20 protein-coding genes are annotated in these 18,041 nt (G+C 62.0%); 5 read left to right on the top strand and 15 right to left on the bottom strand.

The window, feature by feature from the left end; all coding sequences use genetic code 11:
• Nucleotides 1-60: 60 nt before the first annotated feature.
• The 9 genes from JHD62_RS14280 to JHD62_RS14240 all read right to left on the bottom strand — a co-directional run bounded on the left by JHD62_RS14280 (nt 61) and on the right by JHD62_RS14240 (nt 7,005).
• Nucleotides 61-681 (bottom strand): L-threonylcarbamoyladenylate synthase, encoded by a 621-nt coding sequence (locus JHD62_RS14280; RefSeq protein WP_045845574.1) that lies wholly within the window; start codon nt 679-681, stop codon nt 61-63.
• A 20-nt stretch (nt 682-701) separates the two neighbouring features.
• Nucleotides 702-1,568 (bottom strand): 3',5'-nucleoside bisphosphate phosphatase, encoded by an 867-nt coding sequence (locus tag JHD62_RS14275; RefSeq protein ID WP_199103451.1) that lies wholly within the window; start codon nt 1,566-1,568, stop codon nt 702-704.
• Between the two features lie 3 nt (nt 1,569-1,571).
• Entirely contained in the window at nt 1,572-1,757 is a 186-nt protein-coding gene (locus JHD62_RS14270; RefSeq protein WP_045845572.1) for an oxidoreductase-like domain-containing protein, read from the bottom strand.
• The gene (locus JHD62_RS14265; protein ID WP_045845571.1) at nt 1,757-1,972 is read right to left on the bottom strand and encodes an RNA-binding S4 domain-containing protein; all 216 of its coding nucleotides are present in this window, start codon (nt 1,970-1,972) and stop codon (nt 1,757-1,759) included. Before JHD62_RS14265 ends, JHD62_RS14270 begins: the two co-directional genes overlap by 1 nt.
• Nucleotides 1,973-2,172: 200 nt before the next feature.
• Complete coding sequence (locus tag JHD62_RS14260; RefSeq protein ID WP_199103449.1) at nt 2,173-2,730, bottom strand: ATP-binding protein; 558 nt, start codon at nt 2,728-2,730, stop codon at nt 2,173-2,175.
• An 899-nt stretch (nt 2,731-3,629) separates the two neighbouring features.
• A complete protein-coding gene (locus JHD62_RS14255; protein WP_199103447.1) occupies nt 3,630-4,622 on the bottom strand; it encodes an asparaginase in 993 nt (330 codons plus the stop codon).
• Between the two features lie 221 nt (nt 4,623-4,843).
• Entirely contained in the window at nt 4,844-5,386 is a 543-nt protein-coding gene (locus tag JHD62_RS14250) for a hypothetical protein (RefSeq protein WP_199103446.1), read from the bottom strand.
• 179 nt (nt 5,387-5,565) lie between these two features.
• Entirely contained in the window at nt 5,566-6,093 is a 528-nt protein-coding gene (locus JHD62_RS14245; protein WP_199103444.1) for a hypothetical protein, read from the bottom strand.
• Nucleotides 6,094-6,279: 186 nt separating this feature from the next.
• On the bottom strand, nt 6,280-7,005 hold the full coding sequence (locus JHD62_RS14240) for a UTRA domain-containing protein (RefSeq protein ID WP_062790635.1): 726 nt from the start codon (nt 7,003-7,005) through the stop codon (nt 6,280-6,282).
• A 213-nt stretch (nt 7,006-7,218) separates the two neighbouring features.
• On the opposite strand from JHD62_RS14240, the gene JHD62_RS14235 reads away from it, so the two are divergent.
• From JHD62_RS14235 to JHD62_RS14215, 5 genes are all read left to right on the top strand, one after another.
• Nucleotides 7,219-8,316: an ABC transporter substrate-binding protein gene (locus tag JHD62_RS14235; protein ID WP_199103443.1), complete on the top strand. Its 1,098-nt coding sequence runs from the start codon at nt 7,219-7,221 to the stop codon at nt 8,314-8,316.
• A gap of 165 nt (nt 8,317-8,481) precedes the next feature.
• Nucleotides 8,482-9,393: an ABC transporter permease subunit gene (locus tag JHD62_RS14230; RefSeq protein WP_199103442.1), complete on the top strand. Its 912-nt coding sequence runs from the start codon at nt 8,482-8,484 to the stop codon at nt 9,391-9,393.
• Nucleotides 9,390-10,181, top strand: a complete 792-nt coding sequence (locus JHD62_RS14225; protein ID WP_199103441.1) for an ABC transporter permease — start codon at nt 9,390-9,392, stop codon at nt 10,179-10,181. Before JHD62_RS14230 ends, JHD62_RS14225 begins: the two co-directional genes overlap by 4 nt.
• Nucleotides 10,182-10,208: 27 nt before the next feature.
• Nucleotides 10,209-11,213, top strand: coding sequence for an ABC transporter ATP-binding protein (locus JHD62_RS14220; RefSeq protein ID WP_199103440.1), 1,005 nt, complete (start codon nt 10,209-10,211; stop codon nt 11,211-11,213).
• Nucleotides 11,213-11,881, top strand: coding sequence for an HAD family phosphatase (locus JHD62_RS14215; RefSeq protein ID WP_233160951.1), 669 nt, complete (start codon nt 11,213-11,215; stop codon nt 11,879-11,881). The genes JHD62_RS14220 and JHD62_RS14215 overlap by 1 nt, the downstream gene beginning before the upstream one ends.
• A gap of 47 nt (nt 11,882-11,928) precedes the next feature.
• Here the strand turns inward: JHD62_RS14215 and JHD62_RS14210 are convergent, their stop codons facing one another.
• The 6 genes from JHD62_RS14210 to JHD62_RS14185 all read right to left on the bottom strand — a co-directional run.
• Complete coding sequence (locus tag JHD62_RS14210; protein ID WP_199103438.1) at nt 11,929-13,188, bottom strand: DUF1615 family protein; 1,260 nt, start codon at nt 13,186-13,188, stop codon at nt 11,929-11,931.
• 81 nt (nt 13,189-13,269) lie between these two features.
• On the bottom strand, nt 13,270-14,415 hold the full coding sequence (locus JHD62_RS14205; protein WP_199103436.1) for a YjbE family putative metal transport protein: 1,146 nt from the start codon (nt 14,413-14,415) through the stop codon (nt 13,270-13,272).
• A gap of 33 nt (nt 14,416-14,448) precedes the next feature.
• The gene (locus tag JHD62_RS14200) at nt 14,449-15,711 is read right to left on the bottom strand and encodes an NRAMP family divalent metal transporter (protein ID WP_199103434.1); all 1,263 of its coding nucleotides are present in this window, start codon (nt 15,709-15,711) and stop codon (nt 14,449-14,451) included.
• On the bottom strand, nt 15,708-16,586 hold the full coding sequence (gene hflC, locus JHD62_RS14195) for a protease modulator HflC (protein ID WP_199103432.1): 879 nt from the start codon (nt 16,584-16,586) through the stop codon (nt 15,708-15,710). The genes JHD62_RS14200 and hflC overlap by 4 nt, the downstream gene beginning before the upstream one ends.
• Nucleotides 16,586-17,623 (bottom strand): FtsH protease activity modulator HflK, encoded by a 1,038-nt coding sequence (gene hflK, locus JHD62_RS14190; protein WP_370541064.1) that lies wholly within the window; start codon nt 17,621-17,623, stop codon nt 16,586-16,588. The genes hflC and hflK overlap by 1 nt, the downstream gene beginning before the upstream one ends.
• A 127-nt stretch (nt 17,624-17,750) precedes the next feature.
• On the bottom strand, nt 17,751-18,041 hold a 291-nt coding region (locus tag JHD62_RS14185), incomplete at its 5' end, for a DUF4337 family protein (protein WP_199103431.1).

Below are 18,041 nucleotides of genomic sequence, written 5' to 3'. Positions count from 1 at the left end.
CAAATGAAAACGTTGACCCCCACTAGATGGGGGCAGGCACGGATGGTTCCAGTGCGGGTTTTACAGGCCGAAGATGGCTGCGTCGCCCTTGCCCTGGCGCAGCAGCTCCACGCCATCGGTCATGTCAATCACCGTGGTGGGTTCGGTGCCGCACCAGCCGCCGTCAATCACCGCATCCACCACATGCTCCAGCCGCTCGCGGATTTCATACGGGTCGGTCAGTGCTTCCTCATCGCCCGGCAACAGCAGGGTACAGGACAGGATGGGCTCGCCCAGCTCTTCCAGCAGGGCCAGCGCCACCTTGTGGTCCGGCACACGCAGGCCGATGGTGGCGCGCTTGGGGTGCAGGGTGCGGCGCGGCACTTCCTTGGTAGCCTGCAGGATGAAGGTGTAGCTGCCGGGCGTGGCGGCCTTGAGCTGGCGGAACTGGCTGTTGTCGACGCGGGCATAGTTGGCCAGCTCGGACAGGTTGTGACACACCAGCGTCAAGTGGTGTTTGAGTTCGATCTGGCGGATGGCCAGAATGCGCTCCATCGCCTTCTTGTCGCCCAGCATGCAACCCAGCGCGTAACAGGAGTCGGTGGGATACACCACCACCCCGCCATTACGCAGGATGTTGGCGGCCTCCCGGATCAGCCGCTGTTGCGGATTGTCCGGGTGAATCATGAAAAACTGTGCCATGTGTGTGCTTTAGTGTTGGTTTATGCCGCACGCGGAGCGCGGATGATGCGCTCCTGCAGTGCCTGCCATACCGGCTGGCAGATGGGTGGCAAATCGTCGGTTCGGCCCACGTCGCGGCCACCTTCGCCCGGAGCATGGAAATCGCTGCCGGCACTGGACAACAGGCCGTAACGCTGGGCAATCAGCGCAAACTTGTGCATGTCGTCCAGACTGTGGCTGCCGCTGGCCACTTCGATGCCCTGCCCGCCGGCATCCTTGAAGTCCAGAATCAGCCGCTCGATCAGGGTGCGGCCCATATCGTAACGGCCGGGATGGGCAATCACCGCCATGCCGCCGGAGGCGACAATCCAGCCGACCGCATCGGCCAGCCGCGCCCATTCATGCGGCACATAACCGGGCTTGCCCGGCGTCAGGTATTTGCGGAACACCGTGCGCACGTCCCTGACCTCACCGCTGTTCACCAGAAAGCGGGCAAAGTGGGTACGGCCCACCATTTCCGGGTTTTCACACACTGCCATCGCGCCCTCGAATGCACCATGAATGCCGATGCGGGCCAGCGAGTCGGACATTTCCTGTGCACGTTGCACCCGGCCATCGCGGATGGACTGCAAGCCCGCCTTGAGTGCCGCATGTTCCGGGTCTATCCCCAGCCCGACAATATGCACGGTGTGCTTGCCATTCCAGGTGACGGACACTTCCACGCCATTGAGGAAATCCACGCCGTGGGCGGCAGCGGCGGCACGCGCATCGGCCAGACCGCGGGTGCAGTCGTGGTCGGTCAGCGCCACCAGCGTGGCTTCACGCTCTGCCGCGCGCGCAATCACCTCGGCCGGTGGCAAGGCGCCGTCCGAGGCATGTGAATGAAAATGCAGGTCAATGCTGGCCATGGCTTATTGTCCGTCCTTGTTGTGCCGCGCCTGCCAGGCGGCCAGCCGGCTGCGGTAGTCGCGCAGCTCGGCGTAATAGGTGTCGAGGATGCAGGGGTCGCAACCGCTGCCGCAACACATGTCGTCGGTGACTTCAAACGGCGGCTGCGGCATCGGGTCGTCATCCGGCGGCAGTTCGGCCTCGCTCATCAGGCGGCCACCACCGTGATGGTGAAACCGTCGCCGCTAACCACCTGACCGGGGCGGATCTTGCAGGTCTTGCGCAGCTCCTGCACGCCATCCACGGCGACATTGCCCTCGGCAATGAAATGTTTGGCTTCGCCACCGGAAGCACACACGCTGCAGGTTTTCAGCAAATCGCACAGCGCGATGTAGTCATTACGCAAGGCAAAGGTTTCGTTCATTTTTACACATCCATTCTGGACAGGCTTGTGCACCGCTTGTGGACAAGGCCTGCAACTGTTTGAGCGAAAAGCAAAATCCGTCACTGCCCGTTTTTTAGGCAGTTGCCACCGGTTTTCCACCCGGCGGCGGGACAGGCCTGTGAGCGGCCTGTGGAAAAACAGGACAAGCCATTGAATGCCAAAGGCTTTGTGCTGGCTGACTATTTTTTAGGCAAACCATCAAGCCAGTGTGGCAGTTGCCGGATGGCGTGCCAAGCCTGTTGCAGCCGTTGCTGTTCACTGCCGTGCAGCAAGACCGGAACAATGCCCACCGCCGCCAGCTCGGCCTGATACAAGCCCAGCAGCCAGTCGCGCTCAGCGGGATGGCTACGCAGCGGATCAGGCTGCCAGGGTATGTCTGCCGCCGTCAGCAGGGTCAGCACATAGTCGTGCGGGCGGTAATGCTGCAACAAGGCGGGCGATGCCTGCCCGAATGCCACTTCCGCCCATATCTTGCAGGTCAGCACCGTGGTGTCGCAGATCAGCCAGTCGTGCTGCCGGGCCGCCAGCTGTTCTGCCTGCAACTGCCCGCAGGCAATGGCCTCGATGTCAGACATCGCCACCTGGTAGGGGCGATTGGCATAGTAGTCACGCGCATATTCCGTCACATGGACAGCGCGCATGCCTTGCGTATGCATGCTGGCGGCCAGCTGGGCCGACAAGGTGCTCTTGCCGCAGGACTCCGGCCCGACCACGGCGATTCGGTGAATGATGCTCACGGCAAACCTGCTGCCAAAGAGTGTAATTATACGTCGGCTTGCCCTGCTGCCAGTAGTCTTGCCGACGTTTTGTGCCGGACAAAGCGCTTTTCTCACCGTTGGCGGGGACAGCCCTGTGTGCGAGCTGTGGAAAACACCGGCAAGTGGCTGATACCACAATGGCTTTTTGCCATTGCCTGTTTTTTAGGCAATCTTTTGATTCCCACCAGTTGTTCACTTCCAGGCGGCCATCCCTCCGGTTTTTCCGTCCGGCCGGCATTTTTGCACACCAGCCGGGGAAAGCCTTGTGCACGGTCTGTGGGCAAATTGGCTAAGTGCATGATCCGGCTATCCTTTTCTGCACTGCCTTTTTTTTAGGCAATCCACGCAACTGCTGGCCAGTACCACCATTTAACTGTCCTGCCATGGCCCCGTATGGGCAAAAAACCAGCGGAATGCAGGCCGGACAAGGGTTTTACACACCACGCGGGGACAGGCTTGTGCATCGCCTGTGGGCAAGTGGAGCAAGTGCATGAATCCGCGACATTTTTTGTTGATTGATTATTTTTTAGGCAAAGCCGCTTCTTGTGGATGAGGCTGGTCCGGCGCAGCAGCACAAGCGGTGTGGCTGCTGTTTTTACACAAGCAGCGGGGACAGGCTTGTGTGTGGTCTGTGGACAAGGCAGCTAAGTCACTGAGATTGAAACGACTTTGCAACACTGCCTGTTTTTTGAGCAATACCCGCAGTTTTCCACGCCAGCCGTGTACCGCCATGTGGAGGGGATGTGGATAAATACTGCAAATCATTGAAGATACAGGAAAATTAAGCACCGCTTATTTTTTGGTCAATTTCCACACTACTGCAGCAATAAAAAAGGCGTGCTGCTGGCACGCCTTGAATCACAGAATGACAGGGGGGGCTAACTGCTCTCACCTACCAGCACCGTTGACAATTGCTGGCGCAGGGCATCACCACGCAGGCCTTGCGACAGCAACACCAGCAGCTTGGCCGTGGCCGCCTCGGGCGTGAGGTCAGCACCGGCAATGGCACCGGCACGGGCCAGGGGCTGGCTGGCGGCATAGGCACCTACTTCCACCGCGCCATGCACCACCTGACTGATGTTGAGGACTGCACCACCACGGGCGCTCAGCGCCGCCACACCATCCAGCAGTACCGGGTCGGCCGGGGTATTGCCATTGCCGTAGCTCATCAGCACCGCAGCATCCAGATCCCCCTCCTGCATGGCCTGCCCGGCCAGCGTGCTGGCATAGCCCGGTGTCAGGAAGAAAGTAGCCAGCTTGAGCGAAACATCCAGCGCCACCGGCTGGAAAGGCTGGCGGGCACGCAGCCAGTGCTGGCGCTGCCAGTGGGCCTGAATGCCAAAGCTGGCCAGCGCCGGGGCATTGGAGCTGTCAAAACCGGCAAAGCTGGCGGCATCCAGCTTGCGGGCACGGCAGCCACGCAGCAGCAGGCGGTTGAAGGCGATGCACACTTCGTGCAAATCCGGCTGGCTGGCGGCTTCCAGCGCATCGGCCAGATTGCTCCAGCCATCCGAACGCGGATGGACCAGTGGCAGTTGCGCACCGGTGACAACCACCGGCTTGGCCAGGCCTTGCAGGGCAAAGGCCAGCACGCTGGCGGTGTAGGCCATGGTGTCGGTGCCATGAATCACCACAAAGCCGTCGTAGGCGGCGTAGCGCGTAGCCAGATCGTCAATCAGCTGCTGCCACTGGGCCGGGACAATGGCGGAGGAGTCGATCAGTTGCGGGTATTCCACCACGTCAAAGTCCAGTGCCGGGGTGCGGAATCGCTCCAGCAGGCGCGGCAACAGGCCGGGAACGGGGGCCAGGCCCTCCGGGGTGTGGTCCATGCCGATGGTGCCACCGGTATAGAGGATGAGCAGGCGGGTCATGGTTGCATCCTTGGTCAACATCAAACAGCCGGCATGGTAGCGCAAAACCCACCGTCCTGCGGCATCGCTGCAATGGCAAAACCCCCGCGACAGCATGGCTGTGACGGGGGCTGGCAGGCTGCAAGCAGCGTAGCGTCCCTGGGGCAAGGCCTGCCGACGCCGACAGGACAAGGGTACGGCAAGGATGCGCAACGCAGCAGCAGGTTTTTTGTTAGCGGCTCTTAGCGCAGTGCCTGGCGAATGGCGTCATCCACCGCATGCTGGGCCACACCGATCTGGCCAATGATGTAGTGCTGCAAACCACGCAGATAGGGGTCGTCCTCTTCATGGCTGGCATCCTGACGCGCCTTGTCCAGCAGGCGCAGGGCCTGGTGGAAACGGTCGTCCGGGCGGTATTGGGCATCCGGCGGCAGGCGCTGGAAGGGGTTCTTGCCATCATCGATGGCCGCATCGTGCATGGCATGCAGGGCCTGGTTGATGGCGTCCACTGCGCGGTGTTCGCCCTGCTCGACACGCGGCTGGTCCGGACGGGCCAGCAGATCACGCGCCAGACGCAGGTCGGTCATGGCATGCATGTAGTAAGGATGTTCATCCGGGTGCCAGTGGTGCTGCTCGAAGCGCCAGGGCATGCCTTCGTGCCAGTCCTGGCGCATGTCCGGGTGCCAGCCATTATCGTGCCAGTCGTCAGCCTGTGCTGCCGAAGCAGCCAGCAGGGCCGAACCGGCCAGCAGCAGGGTTGCCAGTGTTTTTTTCAAGGTAGACATTGTGATCTCCCAGGGTTGCAAGCGTGTTTATTGTTGTTGCAGTGAGTCAGGAAAAACGGTGGGTTCAGAACCGAGAACAAAACCTCGCAGAGCACCCGGGCCAAGGCGCGCCGCCGCAGACAGTACATGGAGTACGACAAGACGGCGCAACGCTGGAGTGGGGGTTTTGTTATCGGGTCTTAGCGCAAGGCGTCGGCAATGGCCTGCTGGGTGGCCCGGTGTGCATCGTCGATATGGTGCAGGATGCGGCCTTGCAGATCGCGCACCCAGGGGTCGTCCTCGCGATGGCTGGCATCACGCTTCGCCTGTTCCAGCAACTGCAGGGCCTGATGGAAGCGATCGGTCGGGTTCAGGCGCGCATCCGGAGCCGGAATCTGCCAGGGGTTCTTGCCATCCTGAATGGAGGCCTGGGTCATTTCCTTCAACGCAGCGTCAATGGCACCGACAGCCCAGCGCTCATCATCCTGTACCGGCTGTACATCCGGCCGTGCCAGCAAGGCGCGGGCCTGACGCAAATCGCTCATCGCATGACCGTAATAAGGATGCTCGGCCGGGTTCCAGCGCACCGCGACAGGGGCCTGGACCGTGACCGGCACAGGCTTGTAGACGACCTGGGTACGAGTCGGAGTCACGACACAAGCAGTCAGGCTGCTGACAGAAGCGGCCAGCAACAGCCAGCCGGTCAGACGATGGACTCGGGTTTTCATCAGGATTCTCCAGTGTTGTTATCGTGCTTGCAGCATGCACCGCACGCCGGCTAGCGTCTGTTGCCCTGCTGTATCACTTGGTAAGCGTTTGTAAGAAAACTGTGTGCAATTGTTAATTCATGCCTTTTTCGCGCTGAAAACCAGCCATTCAGGCCAATGGCATGATGATATGGCACTGCACACGGCTCAGGCCTGCGGCTGGCTGTCCACCGTCACGCGGATGGCATCGTGCCGCCAGTATTCGATATCGCAGTCGATGATGCGCTGCTGCTGGTCGTAATTGATGCGGGCAATGCGCAAGATGGGCGAGCCATCGGCCAGCATTAGCGCCTGCGCCACCGCACCACGCGCCGCCGTGGGGGTAATGTCAAAGCGGGAGCGGCTGTAATGCAGGCCGTAATGCTGCTGATAGAGTTCGGTGAGGGATTGCGACAAATCCTCGCGCATGATGCCGGGAAAGCATTCCGGCTTCAGGTAATGCTCGACATACAGCACTACCCGGCCATCCAGGCTGCGCTGGCGGCAGATTTGCAACACCCGCGCCAGCGCGGGCAATTGCAGACGCTGGCTGATTTCCGGTGCCGCCACCATGCTGCGCGATGACAGCACGCGGGTATCCACCCGCCGTTGCTGCTGTTGCACCATCTGCTGGAAATGGCCACGGTATTGCGGGTTGTACTCCAGCCGTGGCGGGGCCACGAACCAGCCGCGCCGCTCTTCGCGGTAAATGCAGCCTTCCGCCTCCAGCGCCAGCAAGGCGTCCTTCAGGGTGATGCGAGTGGTATCAAACAGCTGCGACAAAGTGCGCTCTGCCGGTAATTTGCTGCCCGGTGGCAGCAGGCCACCGGCCATCTGCGCCAGCAAGGACTGTCGTATTTGGGCCACCTGGGTCTGATTATTTTCTGTTGCCATGATCTGGACTAGTCCACGTTGATTGCGCTACCGCTTAGTGTTTAGCAGAGCTGTATGACAGCCGCACGACAGCATGTCGGGTTATGACCAGAACAGGTCGATCCCAAGACTTCATGCAACTGACACGCAACTGAAACTTGCCGCACATCATCTCGTCATCTGCACTGCCTAAGATCGCCCTGCTCAATTGACCTAGTCCAAAGGATCGTCCCAATGAACAAGAAGCTGATGGCCGCAGTTGTTTTGTCCGCACTGAGTGTTGGTGCTTCCGCTGTGCATGCACAGGATCTGAACAGCCTGATCAAGGCGGCAAAGCAGGAAGGTGAACTCACCACCATCGCCCTGCCGCATGACTGGTGTGGTTATGGCGACTTGCTGGCCGGCTTCAAGGCCAAGTACGGCATCAAGGTGAACGAACTGAACCCGGATGCAGGTTCCGGTGACGAGGTCGAGGCCATCAAGGCCAACAAGGGCAACAAGGGCCCGCAGGCACCGGACGTGATCGACGTTGGCCTGTCCTTTGGCCCGCAAGCCAAGGAAGCCGGGCTGATCCAGCCGTACAAGGTATCCACCTGGAACAGCATTCCGGCCGAAGTGAAGGACAAGGACGGCTACTGGTACGGCGACTACTACGGCGTGCTGGCGTTTGAAGTGAACACCGACATCATCAAGAAAGTACCGGCTGACTGGGCCGACCTGCTGAAACCGGAATACAAGAATGCCGTGGCCCTGGCTGGTGACCCGCGCACCGCCAACCAGGCCATCATGGGCGTGTACGCTGCCGGTCTGTCGCAAGCTGGCGGTAACCCGGCCAAGGCTGCTGATGCCGGCCTGAAGTTCTTCTCGCAACTAAACAAAAACGGCAACTTCGTGCCGGTAATCGGCAAGGCTGCCTCGCTAGCCCAGGGCACCACCCCCATCATCGTGCGCTGGGACTACAACGCCCTGGCCGACCGCGACACCCTGAAGGGCAACCCGAAAGTGGCCGTGGTAGTACCGAAGTCCGGCGTGGTGGCTGGCGTGTACGTACAGGCGATCAGCGCCTACGCTCCGCACCCGAACGCCGCCAAGCTGTGGATGGAATACCTGTACTCCGACGAAGGCCAACTGGGCTGGCTGAAGGGCTACTGCCACCCAAGCCGCTTCAACGACCTGGCGGCACGCAAGAAAGTCCCGGCCGACCTGCTGGCCAAGCTGCCGGCCGCTGCCAACTACAAGAAAGCCGTGTTCCCCACGCTGGAACAGCAGGAAGTGTACAAGGCTGTCATCACCAAGCAGTGGGACAGCGTAGTGGGCAGCAACGTCAAGTAAGCCCGAACTGCTGATCTGCCTTGCCGTCATGGCCGCTGCGGCGGCCATGACGCTTACCCCATCCTGTCACCGGGACAGACCCGACCTGCCCACCAGGCAGCACAACAGCACGGCAGACCCCCTGCCCATGCCGGGCTTCCCCATTTTTACGAGGCTGCACCACGGATGCCCACTTCACCCGATTCCGTCACACACTGCCCGCCCGAGGCCGGACAGGAGCGCCCGCGACTGGCACCGTCTGCCCTGAACTGGCTGGGCGTAGTGCCGTTTTTCCTGTTTGCCCTGCTGTTTCTCATCCTGCCCACCGCCACGCTGATGATAGGCGCGTTCCAGGATGCCAACGGCCATTTCACCCTGGGCAATATCGCCAAACTGTTTGACGACAGCATTCTGTCGGCCTACTGGATCAGCTTTGAAGTCAGCGCGGCATCCGCACTGGGTGGCAGCCTGATCGGCCTGTTGCTGGCGCTGGCGGCCATTCAGGGCGGCCTGCCCGCCTGGATTCGCCCCACGCTGATGACCTTCTCCGGCGTGGCGTCCAACTTTGCCGGCATTCCGCTGTCGTTTGCCTTTCTGTCCACCCTGGGCCGCATGGGTCTGGTGACAGTACTGCTGCGCAACTATGCCGACTTCGACCTCTACAGCACCGGCTTTTCCATCCTCAGCTTCATCGGCCTGACGCTGACTTATCTGTACTTCCAGATTCCGCTGATGGTGCTGATTGTCACCCCGGCCATTGACGGCCTGCGTGCCGAATGGCGCGAAGCCTGCGAAAGCCTGGGCGGTAGCAGCGTCGCCTACTGGTGGCATATTGCCCTGCCCATTCTGTGGCCCAGCATTCTGGGCTCCACCCTGCTGCTGTTCGCCAATGCCTTTGGCGCGGTAGCCACTGCTTACGCACTGACCGGCAGCTCGCTCAATATCGTGCCCATCCTGCTGTACGCGCAGATTCGCGGCGATGTGCTGCACGACCAGAACCTGGGCTATGCACTGGCGCTGGGGATGATTGTGGTGACCGGCCTGTCCAATGCCGGCTATATCTGGCTGCGCAGCCGCGCCGAAAGGGGGCGTGAATGAAATCGACATCGCGACTAGGCGCCTGGGTGGCCATTGCCATCGGCACCCTTTATTTCCTGCTGCCACTGATTGCCACCTTCGAGTTCAGCCTGAAGATGAACCGCGACGGCTACAGCTTTGAAGCCTACAAGGTGGTGCTGTCCGACCCCGGCTTTCAGGCCACATTCGGTTATTCCACCTTGATGGCAGTGCTCACCATCATCGTCGGCATTCTGCTGGTGGTGCCCACCGCCTACTGGATTCAGCTGAAACTGCCGCGCCTGCGTCCGCTGGTGGAGTTCATCACGCTGCTGCCGCTGGTGATTCCGGCCATCGTCATCGTGTTCGGCTACCTCAAGCTGTACAACAGCAGTGCCTGGCTGCCCTTGACCGGCAATGACCGTGCCACCGACTTCTTGCTGATGTGCAGCTACGTCACGTTGGCCCTGCCCTATCTGTACCGCTCGATAGACGCCGGCCTGCGCGCCATTGATGTGCGCACCCTGACCGAAGCGGCCGAGAGCCTGGGTGCCAGCTGGCCCAGCATCTTGCTGCAGGTGATTTTCCCGAATGTGAAGTCGGCCATCCTGTCCGGGGCGTTTCTCACCTTTGCGGTGGTGATTGGCGAATTCACCATGGCCAGCCTGCTGGGCCGCCCGGCCTTTGGCCCTTACCTGCAACTGATCGGTGCCAACCGCGCTTACGAGCCCTCGGCACTGGCCATCATCGCCTTCCTGGTGACCTGGGCCTCAATGGGGCTGATCCAGGTATTCGCCCGCAATGCCCGCCCGGCCCGCAAGACGGCCTGAGCCCAGACAGAATCCAAGGAAAACCACATGGCTTACCTCACCATCAATAATCTGCACAAACGCTTTGACGACCATGTCGTGGTTCACGACTTCAACATGAGCATCGAGCAGGGCGAATTCGTCACCTTCCTCGGCCCGTCCGGTTGCGGCAAAACCACCGTGCTGCGCATGATCGCCGGTTTTGAACCCCCCACCTCCGGCCACATCCGCGTGGGTGGCGAGGACATCACCCACCAGTCGCCGCAAAAGCGCGGCATCGGCATGGTGTTCCAGAGCTATGCGCTGTTTCCCAATATGAACGTGACGCAGAACATCGGCTTTGGCCTGAAAATGCGCAAATGCGATGGCGCGGAGATTGCTCGCAAGGTGGCGGAAGTCATCAAGCTGGTGGAGCTCTCCGGCAAGGAAAACCACTATCCGCACGAACTGTCCGGCGGGCAGCGTCAGCGGGTAGCGCTGGCGCGTGCGCTGGTGGTGGAGCCGCGCATCCTGCTGCTGGACGAACCGCTGTCGGCACTGGACGCGCGCATCCGCAAGAACCTGCGCGAGCAGATTCGCGATATCCAGCGCCGTCTGGGCCTGACCACCATTTTCGTCACCCACGATCAGGAAGAAGCACTCACCATGTCCGACCGCATCTTCGTGATGAACCAGGGCAAGGTGGAACAGGAAGGCCGCGCCGAAATGGTGTACACCGAACCGGCCACCGAATTCGTCGCCCGCTTCATGGGCAATTACAATCTGCTGGGCGCGGCGGACAGCCAGCGCCTGCTGGGGCTGAACATCAACGGCCACCTGGCCATCCGTCCGGAATCCATCCACGTACTGGATGGACATAGCCAACAGGCAGATACCCTGCCTGGCGTTATCCGTCAGCACCAGTTACTGGGCAATATCATTCGTTACCAGATTGAAAGCGCGGGCGTCACCCTGCAAGTGGACCGGCTGAACCGTACCGCCAGCGACCTGATGCCGGCCGGCACCGAAGTGCGCCTGCAAATCAGCCGTGACGACATGCGCGAGGTGCGTTGATGCTGGCCATTTTCGATCTGGACGACACCCTCACCGACGGCGACAGCTCCAGCCTGTGGCTGCAGTTCATGGTGCAACACGGCCTGGCCGCCGCCGACATGCTGCCGCGCGAGGCCGAGCTGATGGCAGCCTATCGCCGGGGCGAATTGCGCATGGAAGACTACATGGACTTCACCCTGCAACCGATGCAGGGGCGCAGCGTGGAGGAAGTAGCCGAGTGGGTGGAGCGTTTCATTGCCGACATCATCGCCCCCATCGTGTTCGATCAGGCACGCGACACGCTGGCACGCTACAAGGCCGAGGGGCGCACCCTGCTGGTGATCTCCGCCACCGGCGAGCATCTGGTGGGGCCGATCTCGCGCTATCTGGGGGCGGATGATTTCCTGGCCATCCAGCTGGCCACCGAGGCGGGTTGCTACACCGGCCACACCCAAGGCGTGATGACCTATCAGCAGGGCAAGGTGATCCGCCTGCAACAATGGCTGCAGCAACATGGCCAAAGCCTGAGCGGCAGCCACGGTTACAGCGACTCCATCAACGATGTGCCGTTGCTGCAGGCCGTGGATGTGGCTTACACGGTGAATGCCGACCCCAAGCTGGCCGCCGTGGCGGCACAGCAGGGCTGGCAGCCCTTGTTCTGGTCTCGCCAGACGCAGCCAGCCACATGAAAAAACGGCCCTTCCAAAGGGCCGTTTTTACTTGCACAGACGACAGATCAGGGCCGGAAGCCACCGCGCTCCATGCACTTTTCGTAGCGGCCATCCACCCGCTTGGCAAACCATTCGGTGGTCAGCTGATGGGTGAACTTGGGGCTGATCAGCACGATCTGCGGGATGATCTGGCGTGGTGCTGCCTTGCCGGACTGGTCGGCCAGCGCAAACACCCGCTTGTAGACTTCGGTCTGGCTGAAGGCCGCCAGTTTCTCCTGCCGCAGATCGCGTGCCATCTCGTCCGGGCTCATGCGCAAGCGCCCGGCCAGGCCATTGAGCGCACGCTGGGTGTCGCTGGTAGCACCGGACAGCACACGGTTCATCTTGTCGCTGTACAGCATGATGTCGCCATCCAGCGCCAGCTTCTGCCCGGACAGATGCTGCACCGCCTGCTGGAAGGCGGCATTGCGGCTGGCGTAACGCCCGGCGTTGTAGTCGGCAAATCGATACACCATGTCCGGATAGCTGATGGGGTATTGCAGCAGGATGGCGGTACCGAAATACACGCTGCCACGCAGGCTGAATACTTCGTCGCGCAAGCTGGTATAGCTGTAGGGATAAGGCCAGGCGCGCACCTGGGTTTCGGCAAAGGCCACGCTCACCTGCATGGGCCCGCCATCGCGGATGGGGTTCTTGTGTTCGAAGATGGTCTGGCCGAACGGCAGTTCGCGGATCATGTCTTCAAACAGCGCATTCATCTGCTTCTTGGTGCGCAGGGCATTCACCCGTTCCTTGTAGGTCTGGCCATTGGGGGATTTCTTCAGCATGGCCGCATCCACCACCAGCGAGGGGATGAAATACTTCTGCCGCCGCTCTTCAATCTGCCCCCAGACAATCTTCGACAGATTGGGGACTACCGGGTCGGGATTGAAACCGGACTCCTGCTCGGCCACCGCCAGTACCGCACAGAAGTATTGCGGAGCATACGGAATTTTCAGATGGGTGAAGGCGGTCATGATGTCGCCATGCCATTCGCGCCGCGCCGGAATGCCACGCGGCAGCAGCTTGTCCAGCAAGGCGCTGCCTTCCTGCTCGTTGGCATAGGCCGGTTGCAGCGGCAAGGGCACCGGCTTGCTGACGGGGGTAACAAGCGGGGCAGGCGTCACCGGTTTGACCACGGGGGCGGGCAACAGGCTTTGCGGGTCCGGCATCGGGGCCGGGCGCAACACAGGCGCAGGAGCGGGAACAGGCTGGGCCACCGGGGCCACCGTGGCGGCACAACCGGTCAAGCCCAGTAATGCCGCCACCGACAGATAACGGTACATACAAAAGTCCTTCAAGAACGTCCTGCCGGAATGCGGACGCCGGAATCGTGATGGTGCCATGCCGGAGCATGGCCGTGTGCATCAGTGTTTGATTTTGTGGCTGGGCGCCGGGGTGGGCAAAAAGCCCTGACTCAGCAAATGGAATACCAGCCAGCCCAGTGCGCAAATCCCTACCAGGGCTGCGAGGCCCAGCAGGACTTTCACCAGCAAGGCCATGCGCGGCGAGCTCAGCAGCCCGTCCGCACGCGGCCGTTTGGGCGTTGCAGGAGCGCGGGCGGAGACCGGTACTGCGACATCCGGGGCGGTGTCCGCAGCCTGCGTCGCCGTGTCAGCCTGCGCTTCGCCGGCTGGCTCAGCGACGACAAGCGGGGTGTGCGAGGGGGCATCCGGCACGCTCAAGGACGGTACAGCCGGTGACTCGGCCAGTGAGGGAAGCGCTGCCGCCTGGACGGTAGTCTCGGCTACGCTGCCCGCCTCGCCGATGCGCGCCAGACGGCCGGTGAGGCCATCCAGCCAGCCCAGTGGCGGCGGCGGCGTCAGTCCGGGCGCACGCTCGCGGATGATGCGGCTTTCCACCAGCACGAATACCACGCACAGTAGCGGCACCACCACTTGCAAGGCCGGTGCCTGGGTATTCACCCAGTCCAGCACCAGCGGGTCGCTCACCGCCAGCTGACCGGCCACCCAGGCCAGCAGGCTGGCACCCAATGGCAACAGTAGCGGGTAATCGTTCAGCAGACGGGCAATCAGCAGGCTGCCGTACATCAACAAGGGCACGCTGAACAGCAAGCCCAGAATCAGGTACAGCACACTGCCCTGCGCGGCGGCGGCCAGCGCCACCACATTATCGAGACTCAATACCAGGTCAGCCATCACCACCACCGACACCGCCGACCACAACTGGCGGCTGTCCGCAGTATTGCCGGGCAGGCTGTCATCAGTTTCGTCATCGCCCAGCAACAGCTTGATGGCAATGCTGATCAGCAAACCAGCCCCCAGCAGCTTGAGCAAGGGCACTTGCAGCAGGAAGCCCACCACCGTGGTGAGCAGAACGCGCAGCAAAATGGCAAAACCGGTCCCCAGCAACACCGCCTTGCGCATCAGTTGCGGCGGCAGCGAGCGGCAGGCCACCGCAATGACCAGCGCATTGTCGCCACTCAGAATCAGGTCCAGCATGAACACTTGCAGTGTCATGCCCAGTGCCTGCATCAAACCATCCAGCTCCATCACACCCTTTCCATTGCAATCGGGTCTGCCGCCTCAGGCAGCCAGCGCACCGGTGATACCGGCAAACAGGCCCAGCCCGCCAGCCAGAACAAACAGCACCGCCACCAGCACGGCATACGGCCCTTGCAGACGCAAACCGGCAGGCAGCTCACTGCGTGCCAGCCGGTACAGAAAACACAACACCAGCGGTAACAACAGCGCATTGAGCACCCCGGTGGCAATCGACAGCCGCACCAGGCTGGGGCTGATGGCCACCACGGCAGCGGCCAGCAGCAGCATCAGGGCGAAGGCTGCATAAAACCAGGGCGCTGCACGCGGATGTTCGGCCAAGGCATGATGCCGCCCGCCCAGCTCACCCAGCGCCCATGCGGCGGACAGGCATACCACGATGGTGGCCACCAGCGCACCCCCGCTCAGTGCCAGCGCAAACAGCAGCCGCCCGGCCAAGGGGCCCAGTGCCGCGCCAAAGGCGGTGGCCAGTTCCGGGATGGTGTCCAGCAGCACCGCACCATGCCCGGCAAACACCGAGGCCGCGGCAATCAGCACGGCGGCGGTGATCAGCTGGCACAGCACGGCCCCCAGCATGGTGTCCATGCGTGCAGCGCGCAGGTCGGCCAGGTTCAGTCCCTTGTCGATCAGTGCGGACTGTTGATAGAACACGGTCCACGGCATCACGCTGCTGCCCAGGTTTGCCGCCAGCAAATACAGGTAACTGCTGTCGTGCAAGGGGAGCTGCAATAACTGCTGGCGGATGTGGGACCACTGCGGCCAGGCGCGCCAGGCCATCCACAGGAAGGCCAGCTCGGCCACCCCCAGCAGCATGGCCATGCGCTCCACCTGCCGGTAACTGCCGCTGGCAACCATCAGGAAAATCAACAGCGCCAGCACCGCGACGCTCTGCCATACCGGCACGCCGTACAACTGCGCCACGCCGGACAGGCCGCTCATTTCGGTAAGCAGCGCGCCAAAGCAGCTGAGTATCAAGGCCGTAGTGGACAGCCGCGCCCAGCCACGGCCAAAGCGCTGCAGCACCAGTTCGCCATAGCCCTTGCCGCTGGACAGCGCCAGCCGCACCGTCAGCTCCTGCACCATGAACAACAGCGGGATGATGAGAAACTGCAACAGCAGCAAGCGGTAGCCCCATTGCGCACCGCTTTGCGCCGCAGTCAGCACGCTGCCGGCATCGGTATCAGCCAGCATCACCACCAGCCCCGGCCCCAGGGTGGCGGCCAGCCTTTGCAGGCGGCCAAGCTGTAGCGGTGCAAGCGTGCGCAAGGTGCTGGCCAGCTGGCTCATGGCTTGCTGCTGGCCGGGCCGTTGCGGAAGTCATGCAGCAAGGCGGAATCCGGTGTCAGCAACAGTGTTGGGGCCGAGTCCGACAGCGCCTGACGGTAAGTCTGCAAGGAACGGTAGAACTTGTAGAACTTGGGGTCCTTGCTGAATGCTGCCGCCAGGATGCGGTTGGCCTGGGCATCGCCCTCGCCGTGGATGATGGCGCTCTGGCGCTGGGCCTCGGACAGGATGACAGTGCGTTCGCCTTCGGCCTTGGCCTGGATTTCCTGCGCCCATTGCGCGCCTTGCGCCCGCAGCTCCTTGGCCTCCTGCTGACGTGCCGACTTCATGCGGTCGTAAATGGCCTGGCTGGTTTCCAGCGGCAGGTCGGCACGGTGCAGGCGTACTTCGGTAACTTCAATGCCCAGCGTGCCGGCGCGGGTGGCGGTTTCCTGCTGGATCTGCTGCACGATGTGGGTGCGCTCCCCGGACAGCAAGGCCTTGAGCGGCACCTTGCCCAGCTCGCGCCGCAAGGATGTGCTCACCAGCTGGGTCAGCTGCAGGCGCGCCTGATCCTCGGTACGCAGCGCCTGGTAAAAACGCAGCGGGTTGGCAATGCGGTAGCGGGTATAGGTTTCCACTTCCACCCGTTTTTCATCACCCAGGATGATCTGCTCCGGCGGCGGAGCCAGCGTTTGCAGGCGCACATCATAAAACTGCAGGCTGTCCACCAGCGGCAGCTTGAACTTGAGGCCGGGCTCGGCATCCACGTCGATAGGCGCGCCCAGGCGGATGATCAGGCCCTTTTGCCCCTCGCTGAGGGTATAGAAGGAAGACGACAGCAGCCACACGGCCGCCAGCGCGGCCACAATGCCCGCACCCTTGTAGGAACTAGCCATCAGCGGGTCTCCTTGGTGGGCTTGGCCTTGTCTTTGTCCTGTAGCTGCAACAGCGACAACACGCCGCCATTACCGCCCTTGCCGGAGGAATCCACCACCACCTTGCTGGCCTTCTTCAGCACTTCGTCCATGCTGTCCAGATACAGCCGCCAGGCGGTGACATCCTTGGCCTGAGCATAGCTCTGGTACACCGAATCAAAACGCTTGGCCTCACCCTGCGCCAGGTTAACCACCTGGCTCTGATAGGCCTGCGCCTCCTGCAGGATGCGCGCTGCATCGCCACGCGCCTTGGGCAGGATGTCGTTGCTGTAGGCCTGGGCTTCGTTGCGGGCGCGTTCCTGGTCGGCACGGGCGCGCTGCACATCGTTGAAGGCGTCGATGACCGCGGCTGGCGGGTCTACCCGTTGCAGTTGCACCTGGGTGACCAGAACGCCGCTTTGCGCCTGGTCCAGCCGGTTTTGCAGCAACTCCCGGGTTTCATCAGCCACCTGCTGGCGACGATTGGACATCACCGCCTGAATCGGCGTGCGCGACACCACCTCGCGCATGGCGCTTTCCGCAGCAATGCGCAGCGAGGTTTCCGGGTTGTTCACCTTGAACAAAAACTGCCCGGCATCCTTGATGCGCCAGAACACCACGCCATCGGCCTCGACAATGTTTTCGTCACCGGTCAGCATCTGCTTGTCGCGCGGGTCGGTGGACTCGCCCGTCACCCCGTCGTACAGGTTGGACAGCTTCAATTGCTTGATCTGGGTAACCTTGGGCAGCAGCACGGTTTCAATCGGCCACGGCAGGTGGTAATGCAGCCCTGCCTGGGTGGTATCCACCCAGCGGCCCAGGCGCAATACCACGCCTTGCTCGTCCGGCTGCACCTTGTAAATGCCCGCCATGATCCAGCCGGTGGCCAGCAGGCCGCCCAGCAGCAGCAAGCCCTTGCCGCGCATGCCCATTACGTCCAGATAATAATCCACCCGCTGCGCCCAACTGATGCGTGGCGCGCCCTGTGTTGCCGCTTGACCGGCTTCGTCTTGTTGCACTGCTTTGCCTTTCTTGTTGCGGGCCCGCCCCGCACTTGCCGACTGCCGTGTTGCTGCTTGCTTCACCCCGAATGTCTACAACGCAGCATGGTTATTGGCGGATGACATCCCTGTCCGCTTGCCAAGCTTATAACCAGGTGCTGATGGCCAGACCGATGCCACCCAGGGCCGAAACCAGGGATAGCGACAGCAGCCAGCGCCGCTGCGTCAGCACCGTGATGGATGCCATGGCAACCGCAATCTGGATCAGCGTCATCGCCAGCGCCATCCGCTCGTGCGGGCGCAGCACCTGTTCGGACTCCTCGCTCAGGCGACGCGACTCCTCCTGCAAGGCCTGGGCTTTCTTCAATTGCTCGGCCTGCTGGGTTTGCTGCTTTTGCAAATCCGCCTGGAAACGGGCTTTCTGCGCAGGGTCGGT

The organism is Aquitalea sp. ASV11, assembly GCF_016429185.1.
Lineage (GTDB): Bacteria > Pseudomonadota > Gammaproteobacteria > Burkholderiales > Chromobacteriaceae > Aquitalea > Aquitalea pelogenes.
The sequence above is the reverse complement of the archived record's forward strand: the minus strand, read 5'-3'. Positions and strand labels throughout refer to the sequence as shown.